This window comes from Veillonellales bacterium (genome assembly GCA_039680175.1).
GTDB lineage: Bacteria > Bacillota > Negativicutes > JAAYSF01 > JAAYSF01 > JBDKTO01.
The window spans coordinates 54,838-81,835 of sequence record JBDKTO010000067.1 but is presented as its reverse complement, the minus strand read 5'-3'; the positions used below and the strand labels follow the sequence as shown (position 1 = coordinate 81,835).

General features: G+C 44.9%; 30 protein-coding genes. All 30 read left to right on the top strand.

Annotation, left to right across the window (positions count from 1 at the left end):
- The first annotated feature begins 89 nt into the window (after positions 1–89).
- The 30 genes from dprA to flhB all read left to right on the top strand — a co-directional run bounded on the left by dprA (position 90) and on the right by flhB (position 26,983).
- Positions 90–1,181: a DNA-processing protein DprA gene (gene dprA / locus ABFC84_10680; protein MEN6413205.1), complete on the top strand. Its 1,092-nt coding sequence runs from the start codon at positions 90–92 to the stop codon at positions 1,179–1,181.
- Positions 1,178–3,367, top strand: coding sequence for a type I DNA topoisomerase (gene topA / locus ABFC84_10675; GenBank protein MEN6413204.1), 2,190 nt, complete (start codon positions 1,178–1,180; stop codon positions 3,365–3,367). Before dprA ends, topA begins: the two co-directional genes overlap by 4 nt.
- The gene (gene trmFO, locus ABFC84_10670) at positions 3,360–4,679 is read left to right on the top strand and encodes a methylenetetrahydrofolate--tRNA-(uracil(54)-C(5))-methyltransferase (FADH(2)-oxidizing) TrmFO (GenBank protein ID MEN6413203.1); all 1,320 of its coding nucleotides are present in this window, start codon (positions 3,360–3,362) and stop codon (positions 4,677–4,679) included. The genes topA and trmFO overlap by 8 nt, the downstream gene beginning before the upstream one ends.
- 320 nt (positions 4,680–4,999) lie before the next feature.
- Positions 5,000–5,530, top strand: a complete 531-nt coding sequence (gene hslV, locus ABFC84_10665) for an ATP-dependent protease subunit HslV (protein ID MEN6413202.1) — start codon at positions 5,000–5,002, stop codon at positions 5,528–5,530.
- Positions 5,531–5,539: 9 nt separating this feature from the next.
- Positions 5,540–6,943 carry an ATP-dependent protease ATPase subunit HslU gene (gene hslU, locus ABFC84_10660; protein MEN6413201.1) on the top strand — a complete coding sequence of 468 codons (1,404 nt, stop codon included), beginning with the start codon at positions 5,540–5,542 and terminating at the stop codon, positions 6,941–6,943.
- Positions 6,944–6,997: 54 nt separating this feature from the next.
- On the top strand, positions 6,998–7,774 hold the full coding sequence (gene codY / locus ABFC84_10655) for a GTP-sensing pleiotropic transcriptional regulator CodY (protein MEN6413200.1): 777 nt from the start codon (positions 6,998–7,000) through the stop codon (positions 7,772–7,774).
- 157 nt (positions 7,775–7,931) lie between these two features.
- The gene (flgB, locus tag ABFC84_10650; GenBank protein ID MEN6413199.1) at positions 7,932–8,336 is read left to right on the top strand and encodes a flagellar basal body rod protein FlgB; all 405 of its coding nucleotides are present in this window, start codon (positions 7,932–7,934) and stop codon (positions 8,334–8,336) included.
- 36 nt (positions 8,337–8,372) lie between these two features.
- Positions 8,373–8,807 (top strand): flagellar basal body rod protein FlgC, encoded by a 435-nt coding sequence (gene flgC, locus ABFC84_10645; GenBank protein ID MEN6413198.1) that lies wholly within the window; start codon positions 8,373–8,375, stop codon positions 8,805–8,807.
- A gap of 16 nt (positions 8,808–8,823) precedes the next feature.
- Entirely contained in the window at positions 8,824–9,123 is a 300-nt protein-coding gene (gene fliE / locus ABFC84_10640; GenBank protein MEN6413197.1) for a flagellar hook-basal body complex protein FliE, read from the top strand.
- A 35-nt stretch (positions 9,124–9,158) separates the two neighbouring features.
- On the top strand, positions 9,159–10,703 hold the full coding sequence (gene fliF, locus ABFC84_10635) for a flagellar basal-body MS-ring/collar protein FliF (GenBank protein MEN6413196.1): 1,545 nt from the start codon (positions 9,159–9,161) through the stop codon (positions 10,701–10,703).
- A gap of 16 nt (positions 10,704–10,719) precedes the next feature.
- A complete protein-coding gene (fliG, locus tag ABFC84_10630; GenBank protein ID MEN6413195.1) occupies positions 10,720–11,730 on the top strand; it encodes a flagellar motor switch protein FliG in 1,011 nt (336 codons plus the stop codon).
- Positions 11,723–12,469, top strand: a complete 747-nt coding sequence (locus ABFC84_10625) for a FliH/SctL family protein (GenBank protein MEN6413194.1) — start codon at positions 11,723–11,725, stop codon at positions 12,467–12,469. Before fliG ends, ABFC84_10625 begins: the two co-directional genes overlap by 8 nt.
- The gene (fliI, locus tag ABFC84_10620) at positions 12,466–13,779 is read left to right on the top strand and encodes a flagellar protein export ATPase FliI (protein ID MEN6413193.1); all 1,314 of its coding nucleotides are present in this window, start codon (positions 12,466–12,468) and stop codon (positions 13,777–13,779) included. The genes ABFC84_10625 and fliI overlap by 4 nt, the downstream gene beginning before the upstream one ends.
- A gap of 31 nt (positions 13,780–13,810) precedes the next feature.
- A complete protein-coding gene (gene fliJ / locus ABFC84_10615; protein ID MEN6413192.1) occupies positions 13,811–14,266 on the top strand; it encodes a flagellar export protein FliJ in 456 nt (151 codons plus the stop codon).
- A gap of 9 nt (positions 14,267–14,275) precedes the next feature.
- Positions 14,276–14,809: a lytic transglycosylase domain-containing protein gene (locus tag ABFC84_10610; protein MEN6413191.1), complete on the top strand. Its 534-nt coding sequence runs from the start codon at positions 14,276–14,278 to the stop codon at positions 14,807–14,809.
- A 66-nt stretch (positions 14,810–14,875) separates the two neighbouring features.
- Positions 14,876–15,475 (top strand): hypothetical protein, encoded by a 600-nt coding sequence (locus ABFC84_10605; protein MEN6413190.1) that lies wholly within the window; start codon positions 14,876–14,878, stop codon positions 15,473–15,475.
- A gap of 44 nt (positions 15,476–15,519) precedes the next feature.
- Positions 15,520–17,220, top strand: coding sequence for a flagellar hook-length control protein FliK (locus ABFC84_10600; GenBank protein ID MEN6413189.1), 1,701 nt, complete (start codon positions 15,520–15,522; stop codon positions 17,218–17,220).
- A gap of 15 nt (positions 17,221–17,235) precedes the next feature.
- Positions 17,236–17,667: a flagellar hook capping FlgD N-terminal domain-containing protein gene (locus tag ABFC84_10595; GenBank protein ID MEN6413188.1), complete on the top strand. Its 432-nt coding sequence runs from the start codon at positions 17,236–17,238 to the stop codon at positions 17,665–17,667.
- 5 nt (positions 17,668–17,672) lie between these two features.
- Positions 17,673–18,071 (top strand): TIGR02530 family flagellar biosynthesis protein, encoded by a 399-nt coding sequence (locus tag ABFC84_10590; GenBank protein MEN6413187.1) that lies wholly within the window; start codon positions 17,673–17,675, stop codon positions 18,069–18,071.
- Between the two features lie 87 nt (positions 18,072–18,158).
- Positions 18,159–20,042, top strand: coding sequence for a flagellar hook-basal body complex protein (locus ABFC84_10585; protein MEN6413186.1), 1,884 nt, complete (start codon positions 18,159–18,161; stop codon positions 20,040–20,042).
- Positions 20,043–20,106: 64 nt separating this feature from the next.
- On the top strand, positions 20,107–20,304 hold the full coding sequence (locus ABFC84_10580; protein ID MEN6413185.1) for a flagellar FlbD family protein: 198 nt from the start codon (positions 20,107–20,109) through the stop codon (positions 20,302–20,304).
- A 48-nt stretch (positions 20,305–20,352) separates the two neighbouring features.
- On the top strand, positions 20,353–20,826 hold the full coding sequence (locus ABFC84_10575) for a flagellar basal body-associated FliL family protein (protein MEN6413184.1): 474 nt from the start codon (positions 20,353–20,355) through the stop codon (positions 20,824–20,826).
- A 61-nt stretch (positions 20,827–20,887) separates the two neighbouring features.
- Positions 20,888–21,892, top strand: coding sequence for a flagellar motor switch protein FliM (gene fliM / locus ABFC84_10570; protein MEN6413183.1), 1,005 nt, complete (start codon positions 20,888–20,890; stop codon positions 21,890–21,892).
- Positions 21,885–23,021, top strand: a complete 1,137-nt coding sequence (gene fliY / locus ABFC84_10565) for a flagellar motor switch phosphatase FliY (protein ID MEN6413182.1) — start codon at positions 21,885–21,887, stop codon at positions 23,019–23,021. The genes fliM and fliY overlap by 8 nt, the downstream gene beginning before the upstream one ends.
- Positions 23,022–23,116: 95 nt before the next feature.
- Complete coding sequence (locus ABFC84_10560) at positions 23,117–23,479, top strand: response regulator (GenBank protein ID MEN6413181.1); 363 nt, start codon at positions 23,117–23,119, stop codon at positions 23,477–23,479.
- Positions 23,479–24,048 (top strand): flagellar biosynthetic protein FliO, encoded by a 570-nt coding sequence (fliO, locus tag ABFC84_10555; GenBank protein ID MEN6413180.1) that lies wholly within the window; start codon positions 23,479–23,481, stop codon positions 24,046–24,048. Before ABFC84_10560 ends, fliO begins: the two co-directional genes overlap by 1 nt.
- A gap of 5 nt (positions 24,049–24,053) precedes the next feature.
- The gene (gene fliP, locus ABFC84_10550) at positions 24,054–24,818 is read left to right on the top strand and encodes a flagellar type III secretion system pore protein FliP (GenBank protein ID MEN6413179.1); all 765 of its coding nucleotides are present in this window, start codon (positions 24,054–24,056) and stop codon (positions 24,816–24,818) included.
- Positions 24,819–24,841: 23 nt separating this feature from the next.
- The gene (gene fliQ, locus ABFC84_10545) at positions 24,842–25,099 is read left to right on the top strand and encodes a flagellar biosynthesis protein FliQ (protein MEN6413178.1); all 258 of its coding nucleotides are present in this window, start codon (positions 24,842–24,844) and stop codon (positions 25,097–25,099) included.
- 17 nt (positions 25,100–25,116) lie between these two features.
- The gene (gene fliR, locus ABFC84_10540; protein MEN6413177.1) at positions 25,117–25,899 is read left to right on the top strand and encodes a flagellar biosynthetic protein FliR; all 783 of its coding nucleotides are present in this window, start codon (positions 25,117–25,119) and stop codon (positions 25,897–25,899) included.
- On the top strand, positions 25,853–26,983 hold the full coding sequence (gene flhB, locus ABFC84_10535) for a flagellar biosynthesis protein FlhB (protein MEN6413176.1): 1,131 nt from the start codon (positions 25,853–25,855) through the stop codon (positions 26,981–26,983). The genes fliR and flhB overlap by 47 nt, the downstream gene beginning before the upstream one ends.
- The last annotated feature ends 15 nt before the right edge of the window (positions 26,984–26,998 follow it).

Genomic DNA, 26,998 nt, shown 5'->3' with positions numbered 1-26,998 from the left:
GGTTTCCATGGTATACATTGCTGAAATATGCTATAATTACCGTTAACTCGTGCTGATAAAGGGCAAAGAGGGAGGTTGCAGAGACGAAAATGAACAAGTTGTATTTGGCGGCTTTGCAAATGATACCGGGAATTGGGGCAACGCGGACGAGACAGCTGTTCGATTTTTTTGGCAGTGCGCAACAGGTTTGGCAGGCTGATGAAAAAGATCTGCTGTCGTCGGGGTGTCTTGATCGGAATACCTGTAGTAAATTGTTGGTACAGCGGAAAAATATAAATATACATACAGCAGTACGGCAATGGGAAAAACAGGGTATACAAATATGCTCGATTGACGATGCGGAGTATCCGTTTCTCCTGCGCAATATTTACAATCCCCCTATGGTATTATTTTATCGGGGAAGGCTGCCTGAGGTAAAAAATATAATCGCTATTGTCGGTGCGCGGCAGGCTTCAGCATATGGCAGAAATGCTGCTAGGATGCTGAGCGCTGAATTGGCTCAAGCTGGTTTTTGCATCGTCAGTGGCGCCGCCCGCGGGATTGATACTGCGGCTCATACCGGCGCCCTGACAAAAGGGTCTACTGTTGCGGTACTGGGGTGTGGGGTAGATGTGAATTATCCGCCGGAAAATGGTCGCTTGCTGGCTGAAATTGCCGAGAAAGGTGCTGTAATTTCTGAATACGCCCCCGGAACCATGGCTCATCCCGGTCATTTTCCCGCCAGAAACAGGATTATCAACGGGATGTCGCAGGGAGTTATTGTTGTTGAGGCTGCGGAAAAGAGCGGGGCATTGATTACTGCCGATTATGCATTGGAAGAGGGACGGGATGTATTTGCTGTTCCCGGCAGTATTTTTTCTTCGCAGAGTAAGGGCACTCACCGGCTGATTAAGCAAGGCGCAAAAATTATTGATTCTGCAGATGATGTTCTGGAAGAATATCATCTGCAGCCGGAGGATAGGCGCAATAAGAAGGCTGAATTGTCTCTTACGGATGAAGAAAAGAATGTTTACGCTGTTCTTTCTTACGACACTCCCTTGGGAATTGAAGAAATTATTCTTAAAACAAATGGGTTACCAACTACGATTACATATATATTATTGCAATTAGAATTGCGTGGGCTGGTGACGGAATGCAGCGGTCAGTGCTACGTCCGTGCTGCCGGGGAGGGAGTCAGTTGAGTAAAGCGCTTGTTGTTGTGGAGTCTCCAGCAAAAGCAAAAACAATTGAGAAATTTTTAGGGAAAAATTATATTGTCCGGGCTTCTATGGGGCATTTGCGCGATTTACCCAAAAGTCAGTTTGGCGTGGATGTTGAAAATGATTTTACGCCTAAATATATTAATATACGCGGTAAAGGCGATATTATAAAAAGTTTAAAAACGGCGGCAAAGACGGTTGATGTTGTGTATCTGGCGTCTGATATGGATCGGGAGGGCGAGGCTATTGCCTGGCATTTGGCCTATATTTTAGACATACCTCCCACAGAAAATTGTCGCATAGAATTTAATGAAATTACCAAACCGGCTATTCAAAATGCTGTGAAACATCCCCGGTCGATTAATATGGCCAGGGTTGACGCCCAGCAGGCTCGACGGATCCTGGATCGGATTGTCGGTTATAAATTAAGCCCGCTGCTGTGGCGCAAGGTTCGTAAAGGGCTTAGCGCCGGACGAGTACAGTCGGTTGCCGTACGGCTTATCTGTGACCGGGAAAAAGAAATTCAGGCTTTTATTCCGGAAGAGTATTGGACTATGACGGCAAAACTGCGGGAAAAACCCAGGTCAGCCCTGTTTGATGCTCAACTGATTTTGCAGGATGGGGAGAAAATATCAATTGTCAGCGAAAAACAATCCGAACAGATAAAATCCGAGCTTGAACAAGCAGAGTTTACCGTTTTGACGGTGAAACGTCGGGAAAGACGCCGCAATCCGGCAGCGCCTTTTACAACCAGCAGTTTGCAGCAGGACGCATCCCGTAAGCTGGGATTTACAACAAGGAAAACAATGATGGTCGCGCAGCAGTTATACGAGGGATTGGATATTGGTAAAGCGGGAACGGTCGGATTAATTACCTATATGCGTACCGATTCCACCCGAATTGCGGATTCAGCCCAGGAAGATGCCCGTAAATATATCGAACTTGGTTACGGCGGTTCCTATTTACCGGATAAACCGCCGGTATATTCGGTAAAGAAAAAAGCGCAGGATGCTCATGAAGCGATTCGCCCCACCAGTTTTGACGCAGTGCCACAGAAGATCGCAGCTCATTTATCTCGTGATCAGTTGAGATTATATACGCTCATTTGGGAGCGGTTTATTGCCAGCCAAATGGCGGCTGCTGTGTATGATACAGTTACCGTAGACATTGGGGCAGGATGCTACAAGTTGCGGGCTAACGGATCAAAAATTAAATTTGACGGATTTATGGCTGTTTATACGGAAAGCAAAGAGAGTCAGGAAAAAGAAAAAGAAACGACACTGCCGGAATTAACGGCAGGTCAGAAGCTGAGACTGTATAAGCTGGTTTCCCAGCAGCATTTTACCGAGCCGCCGTCCCGATTTAGTGAAGCATCTTTGGTAAAGACATTGGAAGAGAAGGGAATCGGACGTCCCAGCACGTATGCACCAATTATTGAGACCATTCTGGCCCGGGGGTATGTGATTCGAACAGAAAAAAGGTTTGAGCCGACGGAACTGGGATTTGTTGTCGTTGACCTGTTAAAGCAATATTTTAAAGCTATTGTCGATGTTGAGTTTACGGCGGGTATGGAGGATCAATTAGATGAAATTGCCGAAGGACAGGGATCCCATATTCAACTGTTGAGAGAATTCTATGAACCTTTTGCCGCCACGTTAGCTCATGCGGAAGAAGAAATCGGCGACGCGGAAATCCCGGTGGAAGTTTCCGACGTTCCCTGCGAGAAATGCGGCCGGTATATGGTTGTTAAGCACGGACGCTATGGAAAGTTTCTGGCTTGTCCCGGGTTTCCCGATTGTCGCAATACGAAACCTATTTTAAAAGATACCGGAGTGAAGTGCCCCAAATGCGCCGGAGCGATTGTCGAGCGGCGCACAAAACGCGGTAAAGTGTTTTATGGCTGCAAAAATTATCCTGAATGCGATTTTGTTACCTGGGATGTGCCGCTGCTGGAGAGTTGTCAAACCTGCGGTTCGTTTATGACTCGTCATAATTTTAAAAATGGCCGCTTTGTAACGATTTGCAGTAATGATGCTTGTCCAACTAGGCAGGCTGATTTGGCGAAGGAAACAAGTAAAGTAACAGCAAATTCGAAAGAAACGAAAAAAGCAGGAACAAAGAAAGCGAAAACTAAGCAATCGGCGAATCGGAGGAAGAAAAGTGGCTAAGGTAACTGTGATTGGAGCCGGTTTGGCCGGAAGCGAGGCCGCCTGGCAAATTGCTCAGGCAGGAATTGACGTTGAGTTATACGAAATGCGGCCTAAGGTCATGCCGCCTGCCCACCATACGGATCAGTTTGCCGAATTGGTTTGCAGCAATTCCCTGCGGGCAACTGCAGTTGAAAATGCAGTCGGGCTATTGAAAGAAGAAATGCGGCGCTTTGATTCCTTGATCATGAAGGCGGCAGACAATAGCAGGGTACCGGCAGGAGGAGCGTTGGCAGTTGATCGCCAATCATTTAGTGCTTACATAACGAATGCATTGACCGTTCATCCCCGGGTGAATGTAATTCATGAGGAAATTACCGACATTCCCCGCTGCGAGCTTTTGATTATTGCCAGTGGGCCGTTAACTTCGCCGGCGTTATCACAAGCGATCGGAGAACTGACCGGACAGGATTATTTGTATTTTTACGATGCCGCAGCGCCAATAGTAACAGGAGAATCCCTGGATATGAATAAAATATTTCGGGCTTCCCGTTATGGCAAGGGGGACGAAGATTATCTCAATTGTCCGATGAATAAAGTAGAATATGAAAATTTTTGGAATGAATTGACTCAAGCGCAGACAACACCGGTTAAAAATTTTGAGAAGACCGTTTTCTTTGAAGGCTGTATGCCGGTAGAGGAAATGGCGGCAAGGGGAATAGACACATTGCGGTTTGGACCGCTAAAGCCGGTGGGATTAATCAATCCGTCCACAGGGAAAATTCCTTATGCGGTTATTCAATTGCGGCAGGACAATTTTGCCGGGACACTGTTTAATCTTGTCGGTTTTCAAACTCATTTAAAATGGCCGGAGCAGGAACGGGTATTTCATTTGATTCCCGGCTTGGAGCAGGCGGAGTTTCTTCGTTTTGGCGTGATGCACCGCAATACTTTTATTAATTCGCCGCGAATTTTGCAGTCCACTATGCAAATGAAAATCCGACCGGATATCTTTTTTGCCGGTCAGATTACCGGAGTGGAAGGCTATGTGGAATCTGCCGCATCCGGTCTGATGGCAGGAATTAATGCGCTATGCCTGGCTAAAGGGAAAGAGCCCCTTGTGTTTCCCGCTGAAACAGCTCACGGCGCTTTAAGCCGGTATATTACGGAGGCAGATCCTTCCCACTTTCAGCCGATGAATATTAATTTCGGTTTAATGATACCGCTGGAGCAGCGGATTAAGGATAAAAAGGTCAAGAACAGTCTTATCGCAGAGCGCTCAATGACAAATTTGAGGAAATTTAAAGAAAAATTCGACAATATTCTTGCATAATTTTCTTGGCTATGCTAGTATAAATTAGCATATCTTGTTACAGTTCGCTTTAAAGTGTGGCCGAAAAAATTGACTCAGCCAATACAGCAGTTCCTCCATATCTATCGATTGAACAGAACGCTTCACAGCACACCCTTACGAACTTACGCAGATATTGAATGTTTCGTCGTATTTGCAATTTCGCAAGATGTTGGTGAGGCGCTTTTTGCAAATGTGACGTTGCTGCTGATTCATTCTTAGCTTATGAATTTGGGAAATAGGAGACATTTAAAAGAGATTGCAGTCAGTATACCAATCTAGGCGCTTAGGAGGTGACCTTTATGTTTCATGCTACAACAATCGTCGCGGTTCATCACCGAGATAAAGTTGCGATTGCTGGCGATGGTCAAGTTACTTTTGGAGGCAATACGGTGATGAAGCATAACGCAAAAAAGGTTCGCCGTTTGTATCACGGGAAAGTTTTAGCCGGATTTGCCGGCTCAGTTGCCGATGCGTTTACCCTTTTTAGTAAATTTGAAGTCAAACTTGAGGAATTTAACGGCAATATGATGCGTTCGGCTGTTGAACTGGCGAAAGAGTGGCGTATGGATCGGGTATTACGACGATTAGAGGCATTACTTATTGTTGCTGATGCAGAGCATATGTTAATTATATCCGGTAATGGCGAAGTGATTGAGCCTGATGACGGGGTAACTGCCATCGGTTCCGGTGGAGCTTATGCGCTATCGGCCGCCCGGGCGATGATCAAGCATTCTGATTTATCGGCGGCTGAAATTGCCAGGGAAGCAATTGAAATTGCCTCAGCTATTTGTATTTACACAAACGATCACATTATGGTAGAGGAATTATGATTAGGGGGGATGAAGTTGATCGAACTGACGCCTAAACAGATTGTGGCTGAATTGAACAAATATATTGTTGGTCAACAGCAGGCTAAGAAATCCGTAGCCGTAGCCTTGCGCAATCGCTGGCGCAGCAAACAACTGCCTGCCGAATTTAAAGAGGAAATAATCCCTAAGAACATTCTCATGATCGGTCCAACCGGAGTGGGAAAAACTGAGATCGCCCGACGGCTGGCCAAATTAGTGAATGCTCCTTTTGTTAAAGTAGAAGCAACAAAATTCACTGAAGTGGGTTATGTAGGACGGGATGTTGAATCGATGATACGGGATTTGGTTGAAACTGCGATTCGCATCGTCAAGCAGCAAAAAATGCTGGCGGTGAATGATCAGGCACGTAAATTGGCGGATGAGAGAATACTGGAATATTTTCGGCCAGCGACAAAGAAAGAGTCGTCTAAGAATCCGTTTGAAATGTTATTTTCCGCCAGCAGCGGTATTGAGAAGCAGCAAGAAGCTCAGGCACCGGAGCCTTCACCTAATCCGGATAAAAGTCAGGAAGAGTGGCAGAAAAAGCTGAATAATGGCGAGCTGGAAGACAGTTTAATTGAGATTACTGTAGAGGACACTTCCAATCCGATGCTGGGCATGTTTGCCGGGTCCGGCGTTGAAGAGATGGGAATGAATATTCAGGATATGCTGGGCAATTTCTTGCCCCGGAAGCAGAAGAAGCGCAAGGTTACGGTAGCTAACGCTCGGAAACTGTTTATCCAGGAGGAAGCCCAAAAATTAATTGATATGGATGAAGTGAATACGGTTGCTATCAATTTGGCGGAGAATTACGGCATTATTTTTCTTGATGAAATTGATAAAATTTCCGGCCCCGGCCATTCTTCAGGGCCAGACGTTTCACGGGAAGGTGTGCAGCGTGATATACTGCCGATTGTTGAAGGATCAACCGTTATGACCAAATATGGCCCGGTGAAAACCGATCACGTTTTGTTTATTGCTGCCGGTTCATTTCATATTTCCAAACCATCCGACCTGATACCGGAATTGCAAGGACGCTTCCCTATCAGGGTGGAGTTAACCAGCTTATCGAAGGATGATTTTCGCCAAATACTGACGGAACCGGCAAATGCCTTGATAAAGCAATATATTATGCTGCTGGAAACAGAAGGAATAAAAATTAAATTTTCCGAAGATGCTATTGATGAAATAGCAAATATTGCTTGTGAGGTTAATGCGCAAACCGAAAATATCGGTGCCAGGCGGTTGCATACCATTATGGAAAAGTTATTGGAAGATCTGGCGTTTGATGCACCGGATGTATCGGACAAAGTGGTTGTTATTGATCGTGCTTATGTAAATGAAAAATTGGCTCATATAGTGGTAAATCAGGATTTGAGCCGGTTTATTTTATAAGTTTGTTTTAAAAGATTATGATAGGTGAACAGCCTAGAGAAAGGTGGATTATTCATGTCGATAATGTTGGACCGCGCTCGAAAAATAAATAAACTGTTACAGAAATCGGAAAAGGTAGAATACGATGAAATATCTCGGGTATTAAGCAGCGTTATCAGCGCTAATGTTTACATTGCAAGTAAAACGGGAGATGTTCTGGGGTATGCTTTACAGGATGATTTTGAATGCAATTTGATGCGGGAGCGTGTTTTGCAGCTGGGGCATTTCCCCGAGTATTATGTTGAATGGCTGCTTAAAGTGACCGAAACTTCGCCTAATTTGCGATTAAAAAGAGGGATGTGCGCATTTAGCGAGGGTGTTGCCTGCATGTTTAGTGATAAATATACTAGTATTGTGCCGATCCATGGCGTAGGGGAACGAATCGGCACCTTGATTGTCGGAAAATTTAATGATGAAATGAATGATGATGATTTAGTGTTGGCAGAATATGGCGCTACAGTTGTAGGAATGGAGATTCTACGGGATCGCAGTGAGAAGATTGAGGAGGAAGCTCGGAAAAAAGCAACGGTACAGGTGGCCTTGGGAACTTTATCCTATTCGGAACTGGAAGCCGTAATGCACATTTTAAACGAGCTGGACGGCAATGAGGGGCTGTTGGTCGCCAGTAAGATCGCGGATCGGGTTGGTATTACCCGCTCCGTCATAGTCAATGCGTTACGGAAATTTGAAAGTGCCGGTGTGATTGAGTCGAAATCTTTGGGAATGAAAGGAACCTATATAAAGGTTCTGAATGATCGATTGTTAGAGGAACTTAATAAGTTAAAAAAATAAGGCGCTTTTGCATGGGGCTGTCGCACTAATTTCTTAGTACGACAGCCCCATTTTTTGAAGCTAAGCCACTATTTTAAAGGATTTTGGAAAAGAATGTAGAAATGGGTAAGATAAAAATGCGTAAAATATTTTTACGTAAAATATTGGAGGATTTGTCGTGCTAAGATCACTTTTAGCATCATCACAAGTTTCTGTGTTAGAACAAGCACTTAGCGCAGCTTCACTCAGACAAAAAGTAATCAGTAATAATATTGCCAATGTCAATACGCCAGGTTTTAAAAAGAGCACTGTTATTTTTGAGGATTTATTGCAGGATGCGGTAAATGGTGGGAAATTGCAACTTACAAGGACGCAAGAACAGCATATACCAACACCGGGGAATGATAAAATTTTACCGCTGCTTAGCACCGATGACAGTACTGCCTTTCGAACAGACGGAAATAACGTGGATATTGACGTGGAAATGGCCGGCCTTGCTAAGAACAGTATCTATTATGATGCGGTGGCTCAACAGTTAGGCACGTATTTTACCAATCTTAAATCCGCTATTAAAGGAAGTTAAATTAAGTGAAATTTTCAATAAAGGGAGACGTTAATAATGGGAATGTTTGGCGCTATTGACGCTTCGGCTTCCGGTCTGACTGCCGAGCGCCTGCGTATGGATGTGATTTCCAATAATATTGCCAATGCCAATACGACCCGGACGGCAGAAGGCGGTCCTTATCGCCGGCAGATCGTCATATTTGAACCCCGTTCCGGGGAAATGGCATTTTCTCAGATGCTTTCCCAGGAGCTGGATGGCGGTTCGGGCGTTCGGGTAACCGGTATAGAAAAGGATAAGTCACCTACCCGCAGGGTTTATGATCCAAATCATCCTGATGCGAATCAGGATGGCTATGTGGAGATGCCAAATGTGAATATTGTGTCCGAAATGGTGGATATGATTACTGCCACCCGAGCTTATGAAGCGAATGTTACTGCGGTGAATGCAGCGAAAAGTATGGCAATGAAAGCGTTAGAAATAGGCAAGTAGGGAGGCAAGATAAATTATGGGTATTGCACCATTGAAATTACTGCCGGTGCAGGGAAAATCTACTAGCGAATCAGGTTCAGCGGCAGCAGTCGGCACTAAGGACTTTGGTCAATTTCTTACTGATGCGTTGAACGATGTAAATAAATTACAGAATGATTCCGCTCAGGCTTCTTTGGATTTAGCGGCAGGAAAGATACAGGATATTTCTCAAGTAACGATTGCGGCTGAAAAGGCGACGATTGCACTACAATTAACCATGCAGGTACGTAATAAAGTTGTCGATGCCTATCAGGAAGTTATGCGAATGCAGGTATAATATAGAGTAATTCGTCACTTGAAAGGGTGGAGACGATGGCCGAATGGAAGGAACAGTCTCTGCGCCTATGGCAAAACCTTGGTAAAAAACAAAGGTATCTCATAGTTGGTTCAGCCGTGCTAATTTTTGCTGTTATAGTAGCCTGGAGTTATTGGTGGGGCGGACGGCCGGATTATGTGCCTTTATTTACTAATTTGGAAGCTAAAGACGCAGGTGAAGTTGTGGCAAAACTAAAAGAAATGAAGATCCCGAATGAAATAAGCGGCAATGGGACGACGATATTAGTTCCGTCAAAGGATGTTTATCGCGTTCGGCTGGATTTGGCCAGTCAGGGGTTACCCCGGGGCAATAAAGGTTTTGAAATATTTGACCAAAATAAGTTCGGTGCCACGGAATTTCAAAATAAGGTATATCTGCTTCAGGCACTGCAAGGAGAACTTACCCGCACGATAGAACAAATGTCGGAAGTAGAAAAAGCCAGAGTACATATTGTCTTACCGGAAGACAGCTTGTATAAAAAGAATGAAAAACCGGCAACGGCTTCCATTATGTTAAAATTGCGGCCTTCGGCTCAGTTATCGCGGGAACAGGTAAAAGGTATCGTTAACCTTGTGGCTCATAGCATTCAGGGACTTAAACCGGAAAATGTGACTGTGGTTGATAGTGATGCTCGTGTGCTGAATGATCCGGCTGATCCTATGGGAGTAACCAGCGCGGGAAGTTTAACACAAATTGAAATGACAAAGAAAGTCCAGGATGACTTGCAAAAGAATGTTCAAACTCTGCTGGAACAGGTATTGGGGTCCGGGAAGACGGCAGTCCGGGTCAATGTGGAACTTAACTTTGATCAGCGGACTGTGGACAAGCAGACTTTTGAACCGGTGGTGGATGATAAAGGAATTATCAGAAGCTCTCAGGATATCAATGAAAGCTATAAAGGCGGCGGGACAGGCCAGGGAGGCCCTCCTGGCACAACCTCCAATATACCGGGATATGTGGCGAATACTAACAACAATCCTCAGTCCAATTATGAAAAGAAAGAAGCAACGCGAAATTATGAAATCAACGAAACCAAAGAAAAAGTGGTGGCAACACCGGGGTCGATAAAACGGCTGACAGTGGCAGTGCTGGTTGATGCCGATATCAATCGAAACCAGCAGGACAGTATTATGAAAACGGTTTCTTCGGCGATAGGGATCAATCCTACCCGGGGAGATACGATTTCTGTGGAAAGCATTGCCTTCAATACGGAATTGGCTGATAAGCAGAAGAAGGAAGAAGAAGAAAATCAAAGACAGCAGACTCACGCCTTGTGGCTTAAAATCGGGCTAGGTGTATTGGCGCTGGCCGCGGTTTTATATATCATCCGAATGGTTGCCCGGCGGCGGGAAAGAGAAGAGGAACTGCAAGAAATAGCAGCTACTTTGCCTGGTGATCAGGAATTGAATATTCAGAACGAAAATGAACTCAGCCCACAGGAAAGAGAAAGAATTGAACAGCGGGAAGAAATTGAAAAACTGGCTAAATCGAAACCAGAAGATGTTGCCCAATTAATTAAGTCATGGCTAGCTGATGAGTAAACAGGGGGGGAACAAGGTGTATCAATCAAATGAGATGACGACGAAACAAAAAGCAGCAATACTCTTGATCGCTCTTGGACCTCAAATTTCCGCCCAGGTGTTTAAGCATTTGCGGGAAGATGAAATTGAAAAATTAACATTAGAAATTGCCAATCAGCGGCAAGTGACACAAGAGCAAAAGGACAAAGTTTTAACTGAATTTCACCAAATGGCCTTGGCGCAAGAGTATCTTTCCTCCGGCGGCTTGGACTATGCCCGAGAGATTTTGGAGCAAGCACTGGGAACAGAAAAGGCAGTAGCGATTATTAACCGGCTTACTTCCAGTCTTCAAATTCGTCCTTTTGATTTTGCCCGAAAAACAGACCCGGCTCAATTATTGAATTTTATCCAGAATGAGCATCCTCAAACGATTGCTTTGATCATGGCTTATTTGAATCCGGAACAGTCTGCTGCTATTCTTTCCGCCTTACCGCCGGATCGTCAGGTGGATGTGGCAAAACGAATTGCCACTATGGACCGGACTTCGCCGGATGTATTAAAAGATGTGGAGCGTATATTGGAACGTAAATTATCGTCGCTGGCAACCCAGGACTTTACGGCTGCCGGCGGTGTGGATTCCATTGTTGAAGTACTGAATCGGGTTGACCGTACGACGGAACGTACCATTATTGAAAATTTGGAAGTCCAGAATCCGGAACTGGCGGAGGAAATCAAGCGCCGCATGTTTGTTTTCGAAGACATTGTGCTGCTTGACGATCGCTCCCTGCAGCTGGTATTGCGGGAAATTGATTCGAAAGATTTGGCGTTGGCCCTTAAGGCGTCTTCCAGTGAAGTGGGTGACAAAATATATAAAAACATGTCTAAGCGGGCTGCCGACAATCTCCGGGAGGAAATTGAATATATGGGACCGGTTCGTATCCGTGATGTCGAGGAAGCACAGCAGAAAATTGTAAATGTAATCCGTCGTCTTGAAGAGTCCGGTGAAATTATTGTTTCCCGTGGCAAAGGAGACGAAATCATTGTTTAAAATTATAAAATCTGTATCGCTGCAGGATGATCCGGTTATTATTACTAGTAATTTTTCTATGCCTGACATTTCAACGCCGGTGGAAGAGCCGGAATTTGATTCCCCGGAAACTACTGGTATGGTTGGAGCAGCAGAAGCAGAGGCGAATAAAATCATCACCGACGCCAAGGCAAAAGCAAACGCTTGTATTGAAGAAGCAAATCAGCAGATTGAGATTATCACACAGCAAGCCGCGACAACTGGCCGTCAGCAGGGCTACGAGGAAGGTATGCAGCAGGGAAAACAAGCGGCATTGGAGCAAATGCAGCAAGGTTTGAATGACGCCGTCGCGAAGGCAGAGCATGTTTTAGCTATGTCGGATCAGGAAGCAAAGGAAATGATTGCTTCCGCCGAACGTCAGGTTATTGATATTGCCATGGCAATTGCCCGTAAAATTTTGGCTAGGGAGATAGAGGAAAATCCCATGGCCGTTTTGCCGATTGTAAAGACTGCATTAGATAAAGTACGGGATCAGGATCAGGTTGTGATCCGGGTGAATCAAGAGGATTTTGACATGGTCTTGCAGGCAAAGCAGGATTTGCAAAAGATGATTGGGCGAGAGCAGGGACTGAGAATTACGGCGGATCAGGCTGTGGATATTGGCGGCTGTATGATTGAAACTCCTAATGGGACAGTGGATGCCAGGCTGGATACTCAGTTTGCGGCTGTTCAGCAGGTGTTGCAGGGGCTGCTGCCATGAAGCAGATCGATACAGCCCGATATATCAATGCGATCAATAATCTAGATACTATGAAGCTGAGTGGGAAAATCACGCAAATTATCGGGCTTGTGATTGAAGCCCATGGTCCCAGTGTAAATTTGGGAGAATTATGTTATGTGTGTCCCCGTAACGATACGCCGTTCATTCCGGCTGAAGTTGTCGGCTTTCGTCAGGATCGGGTGCTGTTAATGCCCATTGGCGAAATGCAGGGAATCGGGCCGGGATGCGAAGTGATTTCCGCTCAGCAGACTTTAAAGGTCAAAGTGGGCAAGCAGTTGTTGGGACGCGTTCTTGATGGGTTAGGCAATCCAATTGATGAAAAGGGACCATTGGGAGTTGAATTGGAATATCCGTTGCATGCTGCACCGCCGCCGCCTTTGTCACGCCGGCGCATAAGCGAGAAATTATCGGTAGGAGTTCGTGCAATCGACGGGTTATTGACCTTAGGCCGCGGGCAGAGAGTAGGCATCATGGCCGGCAGCGGCGTAGGGAAAAGTACTTTATTAGGCATGATGGCTCGTAATACGGAAGCCGACATCAGCGTCATTGCTTTAATTGGTGAGCGGGGCCGGGAAGTCCGCGAATTCATTGAACGGGACTTAGGAGAAGAAGGTTTGAAGCGGTCGGTAGTTGTAGTGGCTACCTCCGATCAACCGGCTTTGGTCCGAATCAAAGGAGCAATGACAGCCACTGCGGTTGCCGAATATTTTAGAGACCAGGGCTCCAATGTTATGCTTATGATGGATTCGGTTACTCGTTTTGCTATGGCGCAGCGGGAAGTTGGCCTGACAGTAGGCGAGCCGCCGGCTACCAGAGGTTATACTCCTTCCGTGTTTGCTGTGCTGCCTAAACTTTTAGAACGGGCCGGTAACGGTGACCGGGGATCCATTACCGGAATTTATACGGTATTGGTCGATGGCGACGACATGAACGAACCAATAGCGGATGCGGTACGAAGTATCCTGGACGGGCATATTGTCTTGTCTCGGAACATCGCCGCGCAAAATCATTACCCTGCTATTGATATATTAGCCAGTGTGAGCCGGGTTATGCTGGAAGTTGTTCAAAAAGAACATTATGAGGCGGCACAAAAAGTTCGCTCTATTATGGCGACCTACCGGGAAGCAGCGGATTTAATTAATATTGGAGCCTATGCAGCCGGAAGTAACCCCAGTATTGATCAGGCAATTCGACTAATTGGCGGAATCAAGCAGTTTTTGCGGCAAGATGTTTATGATAATACAACCATGGAGGAGAGTATCTCCAGGTTGCTGACGTTAGTCGGTTGATGCTTGAATGAGATCGACGGGGGGGACCGGGATGCAGCGTTTTACTTTCCGTTTAGAAGCATTGCTTAATTTTCGCAAAATGAAAAAAGAGCAGGCTCAGTCCCAGTTTGCTATGGCAACTTTGCAATATCATAAAGAGGTTAAGGTTCTTACTAAATTTGAAGAAGAATTGTCGCAATATCAAAAGCTTTTTTGCCAGCGCCAGTGTCAGAAAGTCACGGTTGAATTATTTAAGAGCTTTCACAATTATATCGATAAAATAAATAAGGACATTTTGCGGCAAAAGGATTTTGTTGCCGCAGCGGAAAAGAATCGCCAGGAATGTCTTCAAATTTTCGAAGAAGCGGCGAAAAACTGTGAGGCCGTAGAAAAGTTACGGGAAAAACGGTTTCAGCAATATCAAATCACAGTTTTACAGGAAGAACAGAAATGTCTTGATGAAATTGGCGCTCAGCAATATGCGCGAAAAACAGGGTCAGGTGATTAGATGGATGGAATGACACAAGTAATACAGCGGATTCATACTATTGAGCAGCGCTTTTCACGCTCAATAGGATCCAGCAGCAGTAACTCCAGCGGCAATTTTCCCCAGGCTTTGGCGGGAGCACAGGGACAAGCTATTACTTCAAGTTCAGTTTCTACCGCGGCTAACGATAGTGATATTAAAAAAATGCTTTATTTAGCGGCAAAAAAATATGGTGTGGATCCCAAGCTGGCGTTGGCCGTGGCTACGGCAGAGTCCAATTTGTCTCCCGATGCGGTTTCTTCTGCCGGTGCGGTAGGAGTTATGCAGCTTATGCCGTCAACTGCCCAATCTCTGGGTGTCCGCAATATTCGGGATCCCCGGGAAAACATCGACGGGGGAGTACAATATCTGGGACAGCTTCTGACTGAGTTTAATGGGGATATGACTAAAGCGGTCGCCGCTTATAACGCCGGGCCGCAGGCTGTAAAAAATTACGGCGGAGTTCCGCCCTATTCGGAAACCCAGTCGTATGTGGCAAAGGTGCTGTCCTTATATAATCAATAGTGTGATCATTATATTATTTTATCTGAGAATGCATCGCAATTTAGGCAAGGTGGGTTAACATAGAAGATGGCCGAAAAAAATGCAAAACTTGCAGAAAAAGAAAAATCCGTTTCCCCTCCAAAAAAATCTTCCAGAGTATTTTTTAAAATAGGAATTGTTGTTTTAGTTTTAGTTATTCTTAGCGGGCTTGGTTTTGCTGCAGGCGTTTATTTAAAATTAGTGGATTTACAAGGAATGGGAAATAATTGGAAATTATATAATTACCCAATTATCGGTCAATACTTTACCAAACCACAGACTAACTTTGAACCGGTGGATTTAGACGGCTTGCCGGACGAGAATCAAGTTCCCGGGCTGCAGCCGGTGGAGCCGGCGCTGCCTCTTGCACCGGTTGCGCCAATCCCGGTGGATCCGGAAAAAGAAAAACAGGAAAAATTGGCCATGCAGAAACTGCAGCAGGAAGAAAATAAACGAATTTCTAAAATGGCTAGGTTATATGGTGCCATGAAACCGGAAGAGGCCGTTAGTATTTTGAATAAAATGGATGACAATACTGTAATTGCGATTTTAAGTAAAATGGAAGATGAGCAGGTGGCTAAAATTTTGGCATTGATGGATAGCAGCCGTGCTGCTCGTTTGACCCAATCGATGATGAGAGGCAGATAGTATCAGCCTTTTATTATAAATGAACTGGGAAAGGAGGTGAAATAATGAATGCGATGGCGGCTATGATTCCAATAAAAATTCAGACTTCGAAAACAGCATTATCTGACAAAGGTTCTGGTTTCCAATCTACGGAAGAAGCTGCTAAAACCGATCAAAGTTTTGCCGGCATTTTGAGTGCTGCCAGGGAATCATCACCGACGGCAAAGAATTCTTCAGCTAAAGGGAAAGCGAATTCGGATGATTCTAAAGAGCAGGCTGATTCACCGGAACAGGACGAAAAAGACAAAAAGCTGTTAGTGGATGGCAAGGGTTCCGTTTCCAGCGCTTTATTGGGTACCGCACCGATAATAGGGGGTTCCTTATCGGGGGCAATACCGCAAGTCTCAACAGTTGGTGCTGGTGAGAAAAAAACTGTAATTCAAACTACTGCCGCTGTGAATGGACAACTTAAATCTCCTGCTAGGGGGATTGTAGAGTTGTTACCGACGATGCGGCAGGGTAAAAATGCAGCATCGCCTGAAGGGAAAAACAGTATAGTCGGACAACAACTTATTGCAATGGACAGGGCAGTGGTTTCTGATTCAGCAGTGAGTCAGCAGCAACCCCAGGCAACCGGTAATGCTCAGATATCGACAGTGAGTCAACAGCAACCCCAGGCGTCCGGTAATGCTCAGATACCGACAGTGAGTCAGCAGCAACCCCAGGCGACCGGTAATGCTCAGATATCGACAGTGAGTCAGCAGCAACCCCAGGCGACCGGTAACAATGATCCCTCAATACCTTTTCAATTGGTAAAGCAAGAGGCTGCGATTTTGCCCAAAGCTGCTTTGACGACACAACAATTCGATGTCACACAAGCGCAGCCAACGGAAGTAATTGGCGGCAATCAGGATTTAGTTGTATCAGCTGTTGCAGCCAATGGCGAACAGAAGGAATCAGCTGCTGGACAAAAGCAGACGGTTGTTGACCAAAAAGAAAATCAGCCTGGGCATGCTCACGTACTCTCTGTTAGCATGGCAACTGGCAGTAATGCTACTTTAGCGAAAGATGACGATTTGAAAAATTCTATTTTTAATGAGGCATCTACTGTAATAGTTAAAAATAGTACAAATGCCAATGATACTGCTTATCAGGACGGAGGTCAGCTTACCGGTCAGAAGGAACATTTGCCAGGGCAGAATACGGATTCTTTGTCTGATAGCAATTCCGCATCGACTACTGCGTTTCAGGGCTTGCTCGATCAGCAGAATATTACCGGCAAAATTGCGATGCAGTCGGCCAATCCAAGTCAGCCCGATCAAAATTCCGTTCATGATCCTTACGATATCACATCACAGATCGTTCAGCAGGCTCATTTGCTAAAGAATGGTCACAATTCTGAAATGATTATCCAACTAAAGCCGGAACACCTGGGAGAATTGACCCTTAAAGTGGCAGTAGAAAATGGCACAGTCAGTACTACCTTTCATTCCGGCAATGCGGAAGTGCGCAGCATGTTGGAATCTGCCATACCCCAGTTAAAACAAGAAATGGCGGATCAGGGAATTAAAATTGATTATGTAGGAGTATCGGCCCAGCTGGGACAATCTTTTTCCGACGGTTCGCGGGAAAATTTTCAGCAACAGCCGACAATGAAAAGTCAAAACAAGCGACAGCCGGTTAGCGAAGAGTTTATTCAGGCGGTGGAGGCGGCGGGCAGTCCACAATCCTCAGCCGCAGCATCAGGTGTAGATTACCGTATATAGAAAGGAGTGAAAATCATGTCAGACATTTCTGTACAGTCGAATTCCGGGACTTCAGCGGCCCCAAAAGTCACAAATAAACAATCTACCCTTGGTAAGGATGATTTTCTAAAGCTTTTGGTTACCCAGATGCAGTACCAGGATCCGCTGAAACCAATGGATGATACCCAGTTTGTTTCACAAATGGCACAGTTCACCAGCTTGGAGCAGATGCAAAATATGAATTCTTCCATGATTTCAACCCAAGCCAACAGTATGATCGGTAAACAGATTACCTGGAACGGGAGTGACGGGCAAGTATATTATGGCGTTGTTTCGGCTGTTAAAGTGACCAATGGAACACCTTCGCTAATGGTTGGTGATTTGGATAAGGCAGCGATTAGCGTCGATTTATCCCAAGTCATAATGGTTGAGAATGCGCCTACTCCTACCCCGCCGAAAGGAAGCTGATTTCTATGGCTGGTAATCGCATTTATTATCCCCAGCAGCCGGTTTTTCCCTTACAGAAATCCAGCAGCATCAATCAACCGGATAAATCAGCCAAATCCCAAGTCGCCAACGGACTGGCCTTTGCTCAAGTCCTTCAGCAGGAAATCAGCGGCGTTCAGTTTTCTCAGCATGCGTTGCAGCGGTTGGAGAGCCGTAACATTCAGTTTGATCAGGCGGAACTCAATAAGCTGAATGTTGCAGTTGAAAAAGCGGCACAAAAGGGCGCCAGGGAATCCTTGGTGCTGATGAATAACAACTTGGCGTTAGTGGTGAGCGTCAAAAACAAAACCGTGATTACCGCGATGGATGGAGCCAGTATGAAGAATAATGTTTTTACCAATATTGACAGTGCTGTAATTGTTTAGGGCCGGACCTCTCGAGGAAGCCCTGCAGGCTGCCGACTGATTGAGGCAGCAACGATAAAAATGAAATCATAGGGAGGTTGTTTTATTATGATGCGTTCTTTATTTTCCGCTGTTTCCGGATTGAAAAATCACCAAACCCGTATGGATGTTATCGGCAATAATATTGCCAATGTTAATACAATTGGTTTTAAAGGCAGCCGGGTTACTTTTCAGGATACTTTGAGCCAAACATTGCAAGGAGCTTCAGGTGGGAGCGCCACCACCGGCGGCTCGAATCCGATGCAGATTGGTCTCGGCATGGGTGTTGCTAGTGTCGATACCGTGTTTACTCCCGGCAGCCCGCAGCCAACAGGCAATCCAACGGATTTATGCTTAAACGGGCAGGGCTTTTTTGCGATTCAGAATGGTAGGGATACATATTACACTCGTGCAGGCAATTTCAACTTTGATACTTCGGGTAATTTTGTTGTTCCTGGTACAGGTGAACATGTAATGGGGTATTTGGGGAATGTCGATACCGGAGTTATTGATAGGTCAGCAATTGTGCCGATTAAAATACCGACTTCGGCGACTGTTCCTGCCAAGGCAACCGATGCGCTGACCATTAAAGCTAATTTATCGGACAAGGATGCAGTCGGTACCCGTGAATTTGCGACAACGAAAGAAGTGTACGACGCTAAGGGCAATGCCTATTCGGTTGACACGGTTTTTGCTAAACCCATGATCACCAGTGCGGTGCAATTTAACGGCGCGACTTTGGATAACACTTCGACTACTCCATCCAGCCAGCAAATTTATGTTGGTGATAAAAATGGAGTATTGCATGCATTGACGATTGAAGTCACGCCGAACCCTGCCGCATCGCCGCAAACCTGGGATGTAGCGGTGAAAGAGAATGGTGCGACACTTACTACGTTGACTGGACAAACATTAGCGCAAATGAACAGTACGGGTTTGGGTATTAAAGCGGGAGACCTTGATTTTACATTAACTTATCCTGGGGCCGGTGTTGGCAGCTACAAAGCAGGTACTGTGGCCTATACCGATGCGGAACCGATAAAGACAACTTCAGTTTCCGATAGTACTACGCTTGATGATACTCTCAGTAGCACTCACAATGAAACAATTAAGGTTCTCGACGATCGAGGAGTAACAAGAAACTTGAATGTTACAATTGCTACAGCTACGGGACCTACCTGGAATATTACAGTGAAAGATGAAAAAGGGGCCACGATAACGACCTTAAACAGTCAGAGTGTAGCCGACATGACCACAGGTACTGGTATAAATATTAACGATGGCAAGAATATCAACTTTAATCTCGTGTATTCCGGGCACGGAACGTATGCAGCCGGTGCCGCGACTCCAACCAATACGGCACCGCCCGCTGCAAATACTTGGTACTGGGCAGCCAATAGTTCTGATTCGGGAATGACAGTTACCAGTCCGCTTCCTCCGGCCAATAAGGTTACCTTTACCCAGAATGGGGGTTATTCCACTGGTGGCGGGAATCTGCCGCTTTCCTTTACCAATGGCGCAAACAGTTCGACTCTGACTGTGGATATGACCGGATTAACCCAGTTCTCATCTGCTACCTCGGTTACCAGTGACGCTAATGGCTATAGCGATGGCAAATTGAATAATACGGTGATTGATTCAAATGGGGTAATCGTTGGCAAATTTACCAATGGCCAGGAGCGGAATCTGGGTCAGGTTGTTACTATGATGTGCGATAATCCGGGAGGTTTGACAAAAGTCGGCGATAATTTATATAGCGAGTCCAGCAATTCCGGGAAAATGGATGTTCTAAAAGATTCAACCATGACCGTGGGTGCTTTGGAAATGTCGAATGTGGATTTGTCGTCAGAATTCAGTAATATGATTATTACTGAACGGGGATTCCAGGCAAATTCGAAGATTATTACGGTTGCTGATGAGATGCTGCAGGATTTGACGAATCTGAAACGGTAATAGATACATCTGGGGGGAAATATCCCCCCAGATGTAACTTGATTTTTAAGGAGGATGTCCCAATATGATTAAAATAACCCGTTTAAAATCCAAGGATCATGATTTTGTATTGAATGCCGAACTGATTGAAACGATTGAGGAAACTCCGGACACAGTGATTACCCTGGTAAACGGAAAAAAACTAATTGTGGAAGAATCTATGGATGAGCTGGTTCGCAAAGTTATGGATTATCGCCGGGCAATTTTCGGTAAGTTTCGTTAGTTGTATAAATTTGTAGGCAGCATTTATTGGTTAATTGGAGGTGAGGTAGTGGCAGAAGGAGAAAAGAAGGTTTCAATGATGCTGATTGTCGGCATGGTAGTAGTCGGTCTGCTGCTGGCAGGAGGAATTTCTTATTTTATAGCCACCAAAATTGTAAGCGACAAAGCATCAGATAAGGCAGCTGCCCAGCGGGAGCCGGGAGTATTTATGAAATTGGGCGATGCTAAAGACGGATTAGTCTTAAATATTGGCGGCTCTAGCAGCGGCCGGTTTTTGAAGATTGGGATGATTCTTGAGTTAAAACCGGATAAGAAAGCTGCTCCAAAAGAAGGAAAAGCGCTATCGCCTGAGGAAGTTAAAATTCAGGATACGGTAGTCCATATTTTACGTTCACAAAAAATAGAGGATTTTGATCCGGCGAAGCAGGAGCAATTGAAGGATTTAATTAAGACCGAAGTCAACAAGACGCTAGGCGAGGATCGGGTTTATGAGGTCTATATTACTAACTTCGTTTTGCAATAAAGTTTATAGTTGCATTGAGTTGGAAGTTGTATAATAAAATGGTGTGAAAGGAGGGGGAATAATGTCGGGGCCTGACGTTTTATCCCAATCGGAGATTGACGAATTATTATCGGCGCTGTCGACGGGCGTTGTATCCGCCGAAGATATGCAAACCGAAGAAAAACAGCGAAAAATTAAAGTTTATGATTTTAGGCGCCCTGATAAATTTTCCAAAGACCAAATTCGCACTTTGCATATGCTGCATGAAAATTTTGCCCGTCTTGTCAATACGTTTCTTTCCGCTCATCTGCGGGCTCTTGTCCATATTAATGTAGCGTCTGTCGATCAATTAACTTATGAAGAATTTATTCGCTCACTTCCCAGTCCCAGTGTAATCAGTGTTTTTAATATGGAGCCCTTAAAAGGGAACGCCATATTGGAGCTGAATCCGAATATCGTTTTTTCGATTATTGACCGGCTGTTTGGCGGTCCCGGTCTGCCGCCGGCTAAAGCCCGTTCTCTGACGGACATTGAAGAAGCCATTGTGCGCCGGGTTATTAACCGGGCGTTAGATAGTTTTACGGAAGCCTGGAAACAAGTGGTTGCCATAGAACCGCATCTGGAAGCGATAGAAACTAATCCTCAGTTTACCCAAATAGTTCCACCTAACGATATGGTGGTTATTATTACTCTGCAGGCAAAGATTGGACAGGCAGAAGGGCTTATTAATATTTGCATACCTTATTTTGTTTTGGAACCGATTATGCCTAAATTGACAACAACTTTTTGGGTTGCATCTTCAGTGGCAAAACAATCCTTGCCGGAACATGTCAGCGCGATTCAGAAGAAGTTAGAACAGGCGCTTATTCCCTTGAATGTGGAACTTGGACGGGTTAATGTTACGGTGCATGAACTTTTGGATTTATCTGTCGGCGACGTGCTTTCTTTAGGCACTAAAGTCGACGATGAATTGAATGTCTTGATCGGGCAGCGTGAAAAATTCAAGTGCAAGCCCGGATTATCCAATCATACGATCGCGGTACAAATTACGCAAATAATTTCTGAAGGAGATGAGAATGATGAGTGACGGATTTCTTTCCCAAGAGGAAATAGATGCGCTGCTGCGGGGTGAACCGGCGGCATCGCCGGATGCGGTAGCCGATTTATCCGATATGGAAAAAGATGCTCTCGGTGAGATCGGTAATATTTCTATGGGAGGCGCCGCTACTACACTGTCAATTTTACTTGGCCGGCGCGTATCCATTACTACGCCAAGGGTTTCAGTAACTGATTTAAAGACGATTCAAAATGAGTATCCATTGCCTTATTTGGTGATTGAAGTGGGTTATACTCATGGAATCTTGGGTACAAACTTACTGGCGATTCGCGAAGCCGATGCACTCATCATTGCCGACCTTATGATGGGCGGGGACGGAACTAATCCTCCAACAGAGTTAAACGAGTTATATATGAGTGCTGTCGGGGAAGCCATGAACCAAATGATGGGTTCGGTTGCTACTTCGATGTCAACGGTGTTTAAGAAAAAAATTGATATTTCACCGCCTAATGTAAATCTGGTAGATTTTGCTACCGATTCTGCCATTACCAGTTCATTAGCGGATGATGGCAGTATTGTGAAAATTGCTTTTCGAATGGAAGTGGAAGATTTAATTGACAGCGAAATTATGCAGATACTGCCGGTGAATGTAGCGAAAGAAATGGTCGAAAGTCTAATGTCGGCAGTGCAGCAGCCGGCTGAAGATCAGGCACAGCAGGCTGCCGCGTCTTCTCCGACGGCTCCTCCTGCTGGTTCACCGCAGCCTGCTCAACCGGCTCCGACTGCACCGTCTTCAGCAACGTATGTCCAACAACCGTCTCCAGCTCAGTCCGCACCGAATATCTCGGTGCAGCCGGTACAATTTGCTCCCTTGTCTCAGCCGGCAATGCGGGCTAACGAAGGCAACATTAATTTGATTATGGATGTACCGCTTCAGGTTACTGTAGAGTTGGGACGTACCCGAAAATTAATTCGGGATATTCTGGAACTCTCACCCGGTTCAGTCGTTGAACTGGATAAATTAGCAGGTGAGCCTGTTGATATTTTGGTAAACGGCAAGCTTATTGCCAAAGGGGAAGTTGTTGTCATTGACGAAAATTTTGGCGTGCGGATTACGGATATAGTAAGTCCCTTGGAACGCGCTAAAAATCTTCAGTAGCTTATTGCCCGGCATCTGTTTTTAACAGAGTCAGAGCAAGGCGGTTGAAGATCACAATAGAGGAAACTAAAATGTAGACGAGGAGAGATATATTCATGGCAATAAAAGTTTTGGTTGTCGATGACGCGGCGTTTATGAGAATGATGATAAAAGATATTTTATCGAAAAACGGGTATGAAATTGTGGGTGAGGCTGAGAATGGGGCGAAGGCGTTAGAAAAATATCAGGATTTAAAACCGGATCTTACGACGATGGATATCACGATGCCGGAGATGGATGGTATTACCGCCGTAAAGGAAATCAAAAAAATAGATCCGAATGCAAAGGTTATTATGTGCAGTGCCATGGGACAGCAAGCCATGGTCATTGAAGCGATACAATCAGGTGCCCGTGACTTTATCGTTAAACCTTTTCAACCGGACAGGGTGCTTGAAGCTGTTCGTAAAGCAGTCGGTTAATGAGACAGAAAGCAGGCCGTTTTTGGACATTATGCGTGATTTGCTGCCTGGTTGCTGCGATAATTTTTAGTAGTGCAGCTTTTGCCGCAGACTCAAACGGGGAGTATCTTACATATCAGGAACCGCAGCTAACCGCGTCCTTTTCCTGGTGGTCGACAATTGGTTATGTGTTTTCATTGCTGCTAACTTTTGCTTTGGTGATTGGGCTGGCCTATTTTACCTCCCGGTTTCTTGGCCAGAAAATGGGGCGTTTGTCAGTTACGGACGATCAAAAAATATTGGCTACGTTGCCTCTGGGACCTAATCGGGCTGTGTACGTGGTTGAGATTGCCGGTAAATGTTTGGTGCTGGGGGTTACTGATCATTCCATTTCTCTGTTGCAGGAATTGACGGAATCGGAACAAATTGAAAAAATGAGAGCACATCTGCCGGCAGCTCCGGCAGCCGGATTTGATAGTATCTTTCAACGACAACTTGCTTCCCTGCAGCATATGACGCAAAAATTTCCTGCTGTTTTTGACGCTTACAATAAATCAAGTGAGCCCAAAAATGATCGTGAGAAGAGGTAAAGCAAGTGTCTAAGCCAAGAATGATTGCAGCCGTTATGGCGGCAGCTATAACCGTCGGGATGTTTCCCCATTCAGCGATGGCTGCTCCGTTAATTCCGGTGCCTAATATTAACATTGGTGTGGAATCTGCCAATACGCCGCAAGATGTTGCTTTGAGTTTACAGGTGCTATTTACTTTGACAGTGCTGTCTTTGGCACCGTCAATTTTAATAATGATGACTTCTTTTACCCGGATTATTGTGGTGCTGTCTTTTTTGCGCAGCGCTCTGGCTACGCAGCAAATGCCTCCCAATCAGGTATTGGTTGGATTAGCGCTTTTTCTGACTTTTTTTACGATGTCTCCCTATCTTGGTCAGGCGAATCAAAATGGGCTGCAGCCATATTTGGCGGGCACGATTTCCCAGGAGTCGGCGATGACGGAAGTTATGAAGCCGATGCGGGAATTCATGTTTAAGCAAACCAGGGAAAATGATTTAGCCTTGTTTGTAAATTTGTCGGAGCTGCCCCGTCCGAACTCTCAGGAGGATGTGCCAACGGCTACGTTAATACCTTCGTTCATTATCAGTGAACTGAAGACAGCTTTTCAAATTGGGTTTTTGATTTATATTCCCTTTATTGTAATTGATATGATTGTTGCCAGTACATTGATGTCAATGGGCATGATGATGGTACCGCCATCGATGATTTCACTGCCGTTTAAAATACTGCTGTTTATCTTAGTCGACGGGTGGCATTTAATTATCCGGTCGCTGATAACCAGCTTTAACTAAAGGAGAAGAGTATGTCAGGTGATATGGCAATTCAAATTAGCCGTGACGCTTTATCAATGGTTATGCTGGTATCAGCGCCGATGCTGGGGTTGGGGCTATTGGTTGGCATCCTAGTCAGTATTTTCCAGGCTACAACACAAATTCAGGAGCAGACACTGGCGTTTATACCCAAGATTATCGCTGTTTTTGTTGCTATTTTAATTTTCGGTCCATGGATGTTAAGTATAATGGTAGATTATACCCGGGAGATATTTATCAGTCTGCCGCAGATGATACGTTGAGTTAGGGTGGTATTGCCTTGGATTTATTTCAGCTGATGCAAAATCAAATTGGGTTTTTTTTATTAATCTTTACTCGTATCAGCGGAATTTTCAGCACTGCTCCTGTTTTTGGCAGCCGTAATGTTTCCGTGTATATTAAAGCAGGACTGTCACTGCTGATTGCTTTTATTCTGTTTCCTTTAGTATTTAATTCGGCTGCTGTACTGCCAGAAAATTTTTTCAGCTATATATTTCTGGTAATCGGAGAATTCTTAATTGGTTTAATTTTCGGCTTTGCCAGTTCACTGGTTTTTTCCGCCGTTCAAATGGCAGGGCAAATTTTAGATATGCAGATTGGTTTTGGTATTGTCAATATTTTTGATCCCCAATCAGGACAGCAAATACCGCTTGTTGGTAATTTCCAATATATCTTGGCCCTATTAATTTTTTTGGTTACCAATAGTCATCATCTGTTATTGGCCGCATTGTTTGGCAGTTTCAAACTGATTCCGGTTACAGGAGCGGTGTTTCAGGCAGAAAGTCTGGCTGATCTTATGGTCGACATGGTTGCCGGAACCTTTGTTATTGCTTTAAAAATAAGTTTGCCGGTACTGGTAGCGCTGCTGCTCACCGATATTGCACTGGGAATATTAGCCCGCACTATGCCCCAGATGAATATTTTTATGGTGGGGATTCCGGGAAAGATTTTAGTGGGCTTATTTGTTCTTTCCCTTGCATTACCGGTTTATATCACCTTTTTGGATGTGGCATTTAATGGAATGTATAAAGACATTTACCGTCTCTTATCCAGTTTTCAATGAAGTTAGGGGCTACTCTTTTGATTTACAGCTTTTTAACGAGGAAAAAACCGAAGAAGCAACACCTAAACGCAAAGAGGAAGCACGAAACAAAGGACAAGTTGCCCACAGTCTGGAATTGAATTCAGCCTTTATTTTATTAGTAGCTTTTTTTACACTTAAGGTGGTAGGTTCCTTTATCTATGAGGAGCTTACCGGGTACATGCAGTTAATATTTTCCAATTGTTACACTGCAGATTTCACAATCAATTCGGTACAGCTTCTATTTATTAACGGCTCTATTGTTCTTCTAAAAACGGCGCTGCCGGTGATGCTGGCTATATTAGTCACAGCATTAGCGGTGAATTTTGTTCAGGTCGGTTTTGTTTTTTCCCTCGAACCTTTAATGCCCCAGCTTGATCGGTTAAATCCCATATCCGGTTTTGGCAGACTTTTTTCCAAACGATCTCTTGTGGAACTTTTTAAGTCTTTATTTAAAATAGCAATTATCGGATATTTTATTTATCGCTTTATTTCAAAAGAAACGGTGGAGCTGCCGAATTTAATTGAGATAGAATTGATTGATTCGCTACATTTTGTGGCTGAGTTAATACTTGATTTAGCCTTTCAAGTTAGTGCCGTTATGATTATTCTGGCTGCATTGGATTATTTATATCAAGGCTGGGAGTATCGTGAAAGTATTAAAATGACAAAACACGAAATCAAACAGGAATTTAAACAATCCGAAGGTGATCCGCAAATTAAGGGCAAGATTAAAGAACGCCAGCGGGCAATGGCCATGCAGCGTATGATGCAGGAAGTACCAAAAGCGGATGTAATTGTGACCAACCCTACTCACCTTGCCATTGCGCTGAAATACGAAAAAAGCATGGCGGCACCCATCGTTGTGGCAAAAGGGCAGGATTTTATGGCACAGCGGATTAAAGAAACGGCGAAGGAATATCGTGTTGCCATTGTTGAAAATAAACCTTTGGCCCGGGCTCTGTACAGCGCAGCTGAAATCGGGGACAGCGTACCGCCGGAATTATATAAGGCGGTCGCCGAAGTTCTGGCCTATGTATACCGCCTCAAAAAACGGTTGTCATAATAGAAGGAGCGAAGT

Coding starts and splice junctions, on each gene's coding strand:
- dprA (MEN6413205.1), top strand. CDS start 90: ATGAACAAGTTGTATTTGGCGGCTTTGCAAATGATACCGGGAATTGGG.
- hslV (MEN6413202.1), top strand. CDS start 5,000: ATGTTTCATGCTACAACAATCGTCGCGGTTCATCACCGAGATAAAGTT.
- hslU (MEN6413201.1), top strand. CDS start 5,540: ATGAAGTTGATCGAACTGACGCCTAAACAGATTGTGGCTGAATTGAAC.
- codY (MEN6413200.1), top strand. CDS start 6,998: ATGTCGATAATGTTGGACCGCGCTCGAAAAATAAATAAACTGTTACAG.
- flgC (MEN6413198.1), top strand. CDS start 8,373: ATGGGAATGTTTGGCGCTATTGACGCTTCGGCTTCCGGTCTGACTGCC.
- fliE (MEN6413197.1), top strand. CDS start 8,824: ATGGGTATTGCACCATTGAAATTACTGCCGGTGCAGGGAAAATCTACT.
- fliF (MEN6413196.1), top strand. CDS start 9,159: ATGGCCGAATGGAAGGAACAGTCTCTGCGCCTATGGCAAAACCTTGGT.
- fliI (MEN6413193.1), top strand. CDS start 12,466: ATGAAGCAGATCGATACAGCCCGATATATCAATGCGATCAATAATCTA.
- fliJ (MEN6413192.1), top strand. CDS start 13,811: ATGCAGCGTTTTACTTTCCGTTTAGAAGCATTGCTTAATTTTCGCAAA.
- ABFC84_10610 (MEN6413191.1), top strand. CDS start 14,276: ATGACACAAGTAATACAGCGGATTCATACTATTGAGCAGCGCTTTTCA.
- ABFC84_10605 (MEN6413190.1), top strand. CDS start 14,876: ATGGCCGAAAAAAATGCAAAACTTGCAGAAAAAGAAAAATCCGTTTCC.
- ABFC84_10600 (MEN6413189.1), top strand. CDS start 15,520: ATGAATGCGATGGCGGCTATGATTCCAATAAAAATTCAGACTTCGAAA.
- ABFC84_10595 (MEN6413188.1), top strand. CDS start 17,236: ATGTCAGACATTTCTGTACAGTCGAATTCCGGGACTTCAGCGGCCCCA.
- ABFC84_10590 (MEN6413187.1), top strand. CDS start 17,673: ATGGCTGGTAATCGCATTTATTATCCCCAGCAGCCGGTTTTTCCCTTA.
- ABFC84_10585 (MEN6413186.1), top strand. CDS start 18,159: ATGATGCGTTCTTTATTTTCCGCTGTTTCCGGATTGAAAAATCACCAA.
- ABFC84_10580 (MEN6413185.1), top strand. CDS start 20,107: ATGATTAAAATAACCCGTTTAAAATCCAAGGATCATGATTTTGTATTG.
- fliM (MEN6413183.1), top strand. CDS start 20,888: ATGTCGGGGCCTGACGTTTTATCCCAATCGGAGATTGACGAATTATTA.
- fliY (MEN6413182.1), top strand. CDS start 21,885: ATGAGTGACGGATTTCTTTCCCAAGAGGAAATAGATGCGCTGCTGCGG.
- ABFC84_10560 (MEN6413181.1), top strand. CDS start 23,117: ATGGCAATAAAAGTTTTGGTTGTCGATGACGCGGCGTTTATGAGAATG.
- fliO (MEN6413180.1), top strand. CDS start 23,479: ATGAGACAGAAAGCAGGCCGTTTTTGGACATTATGCGTGATTTGCTGC.
- fliQ (MEN6413178.1), top strand. CDS start 24,842: ATGGCAATTCAAATTAGCCGTGACGCTTTATCAATGGTTATGCTGGTA.
- flhB (MEN6413176.1), top strand. CDS start 25,853: ATGGAATGTATAAAGACATTTACCGTCTCTTATCCAGTTTTCAATGAA.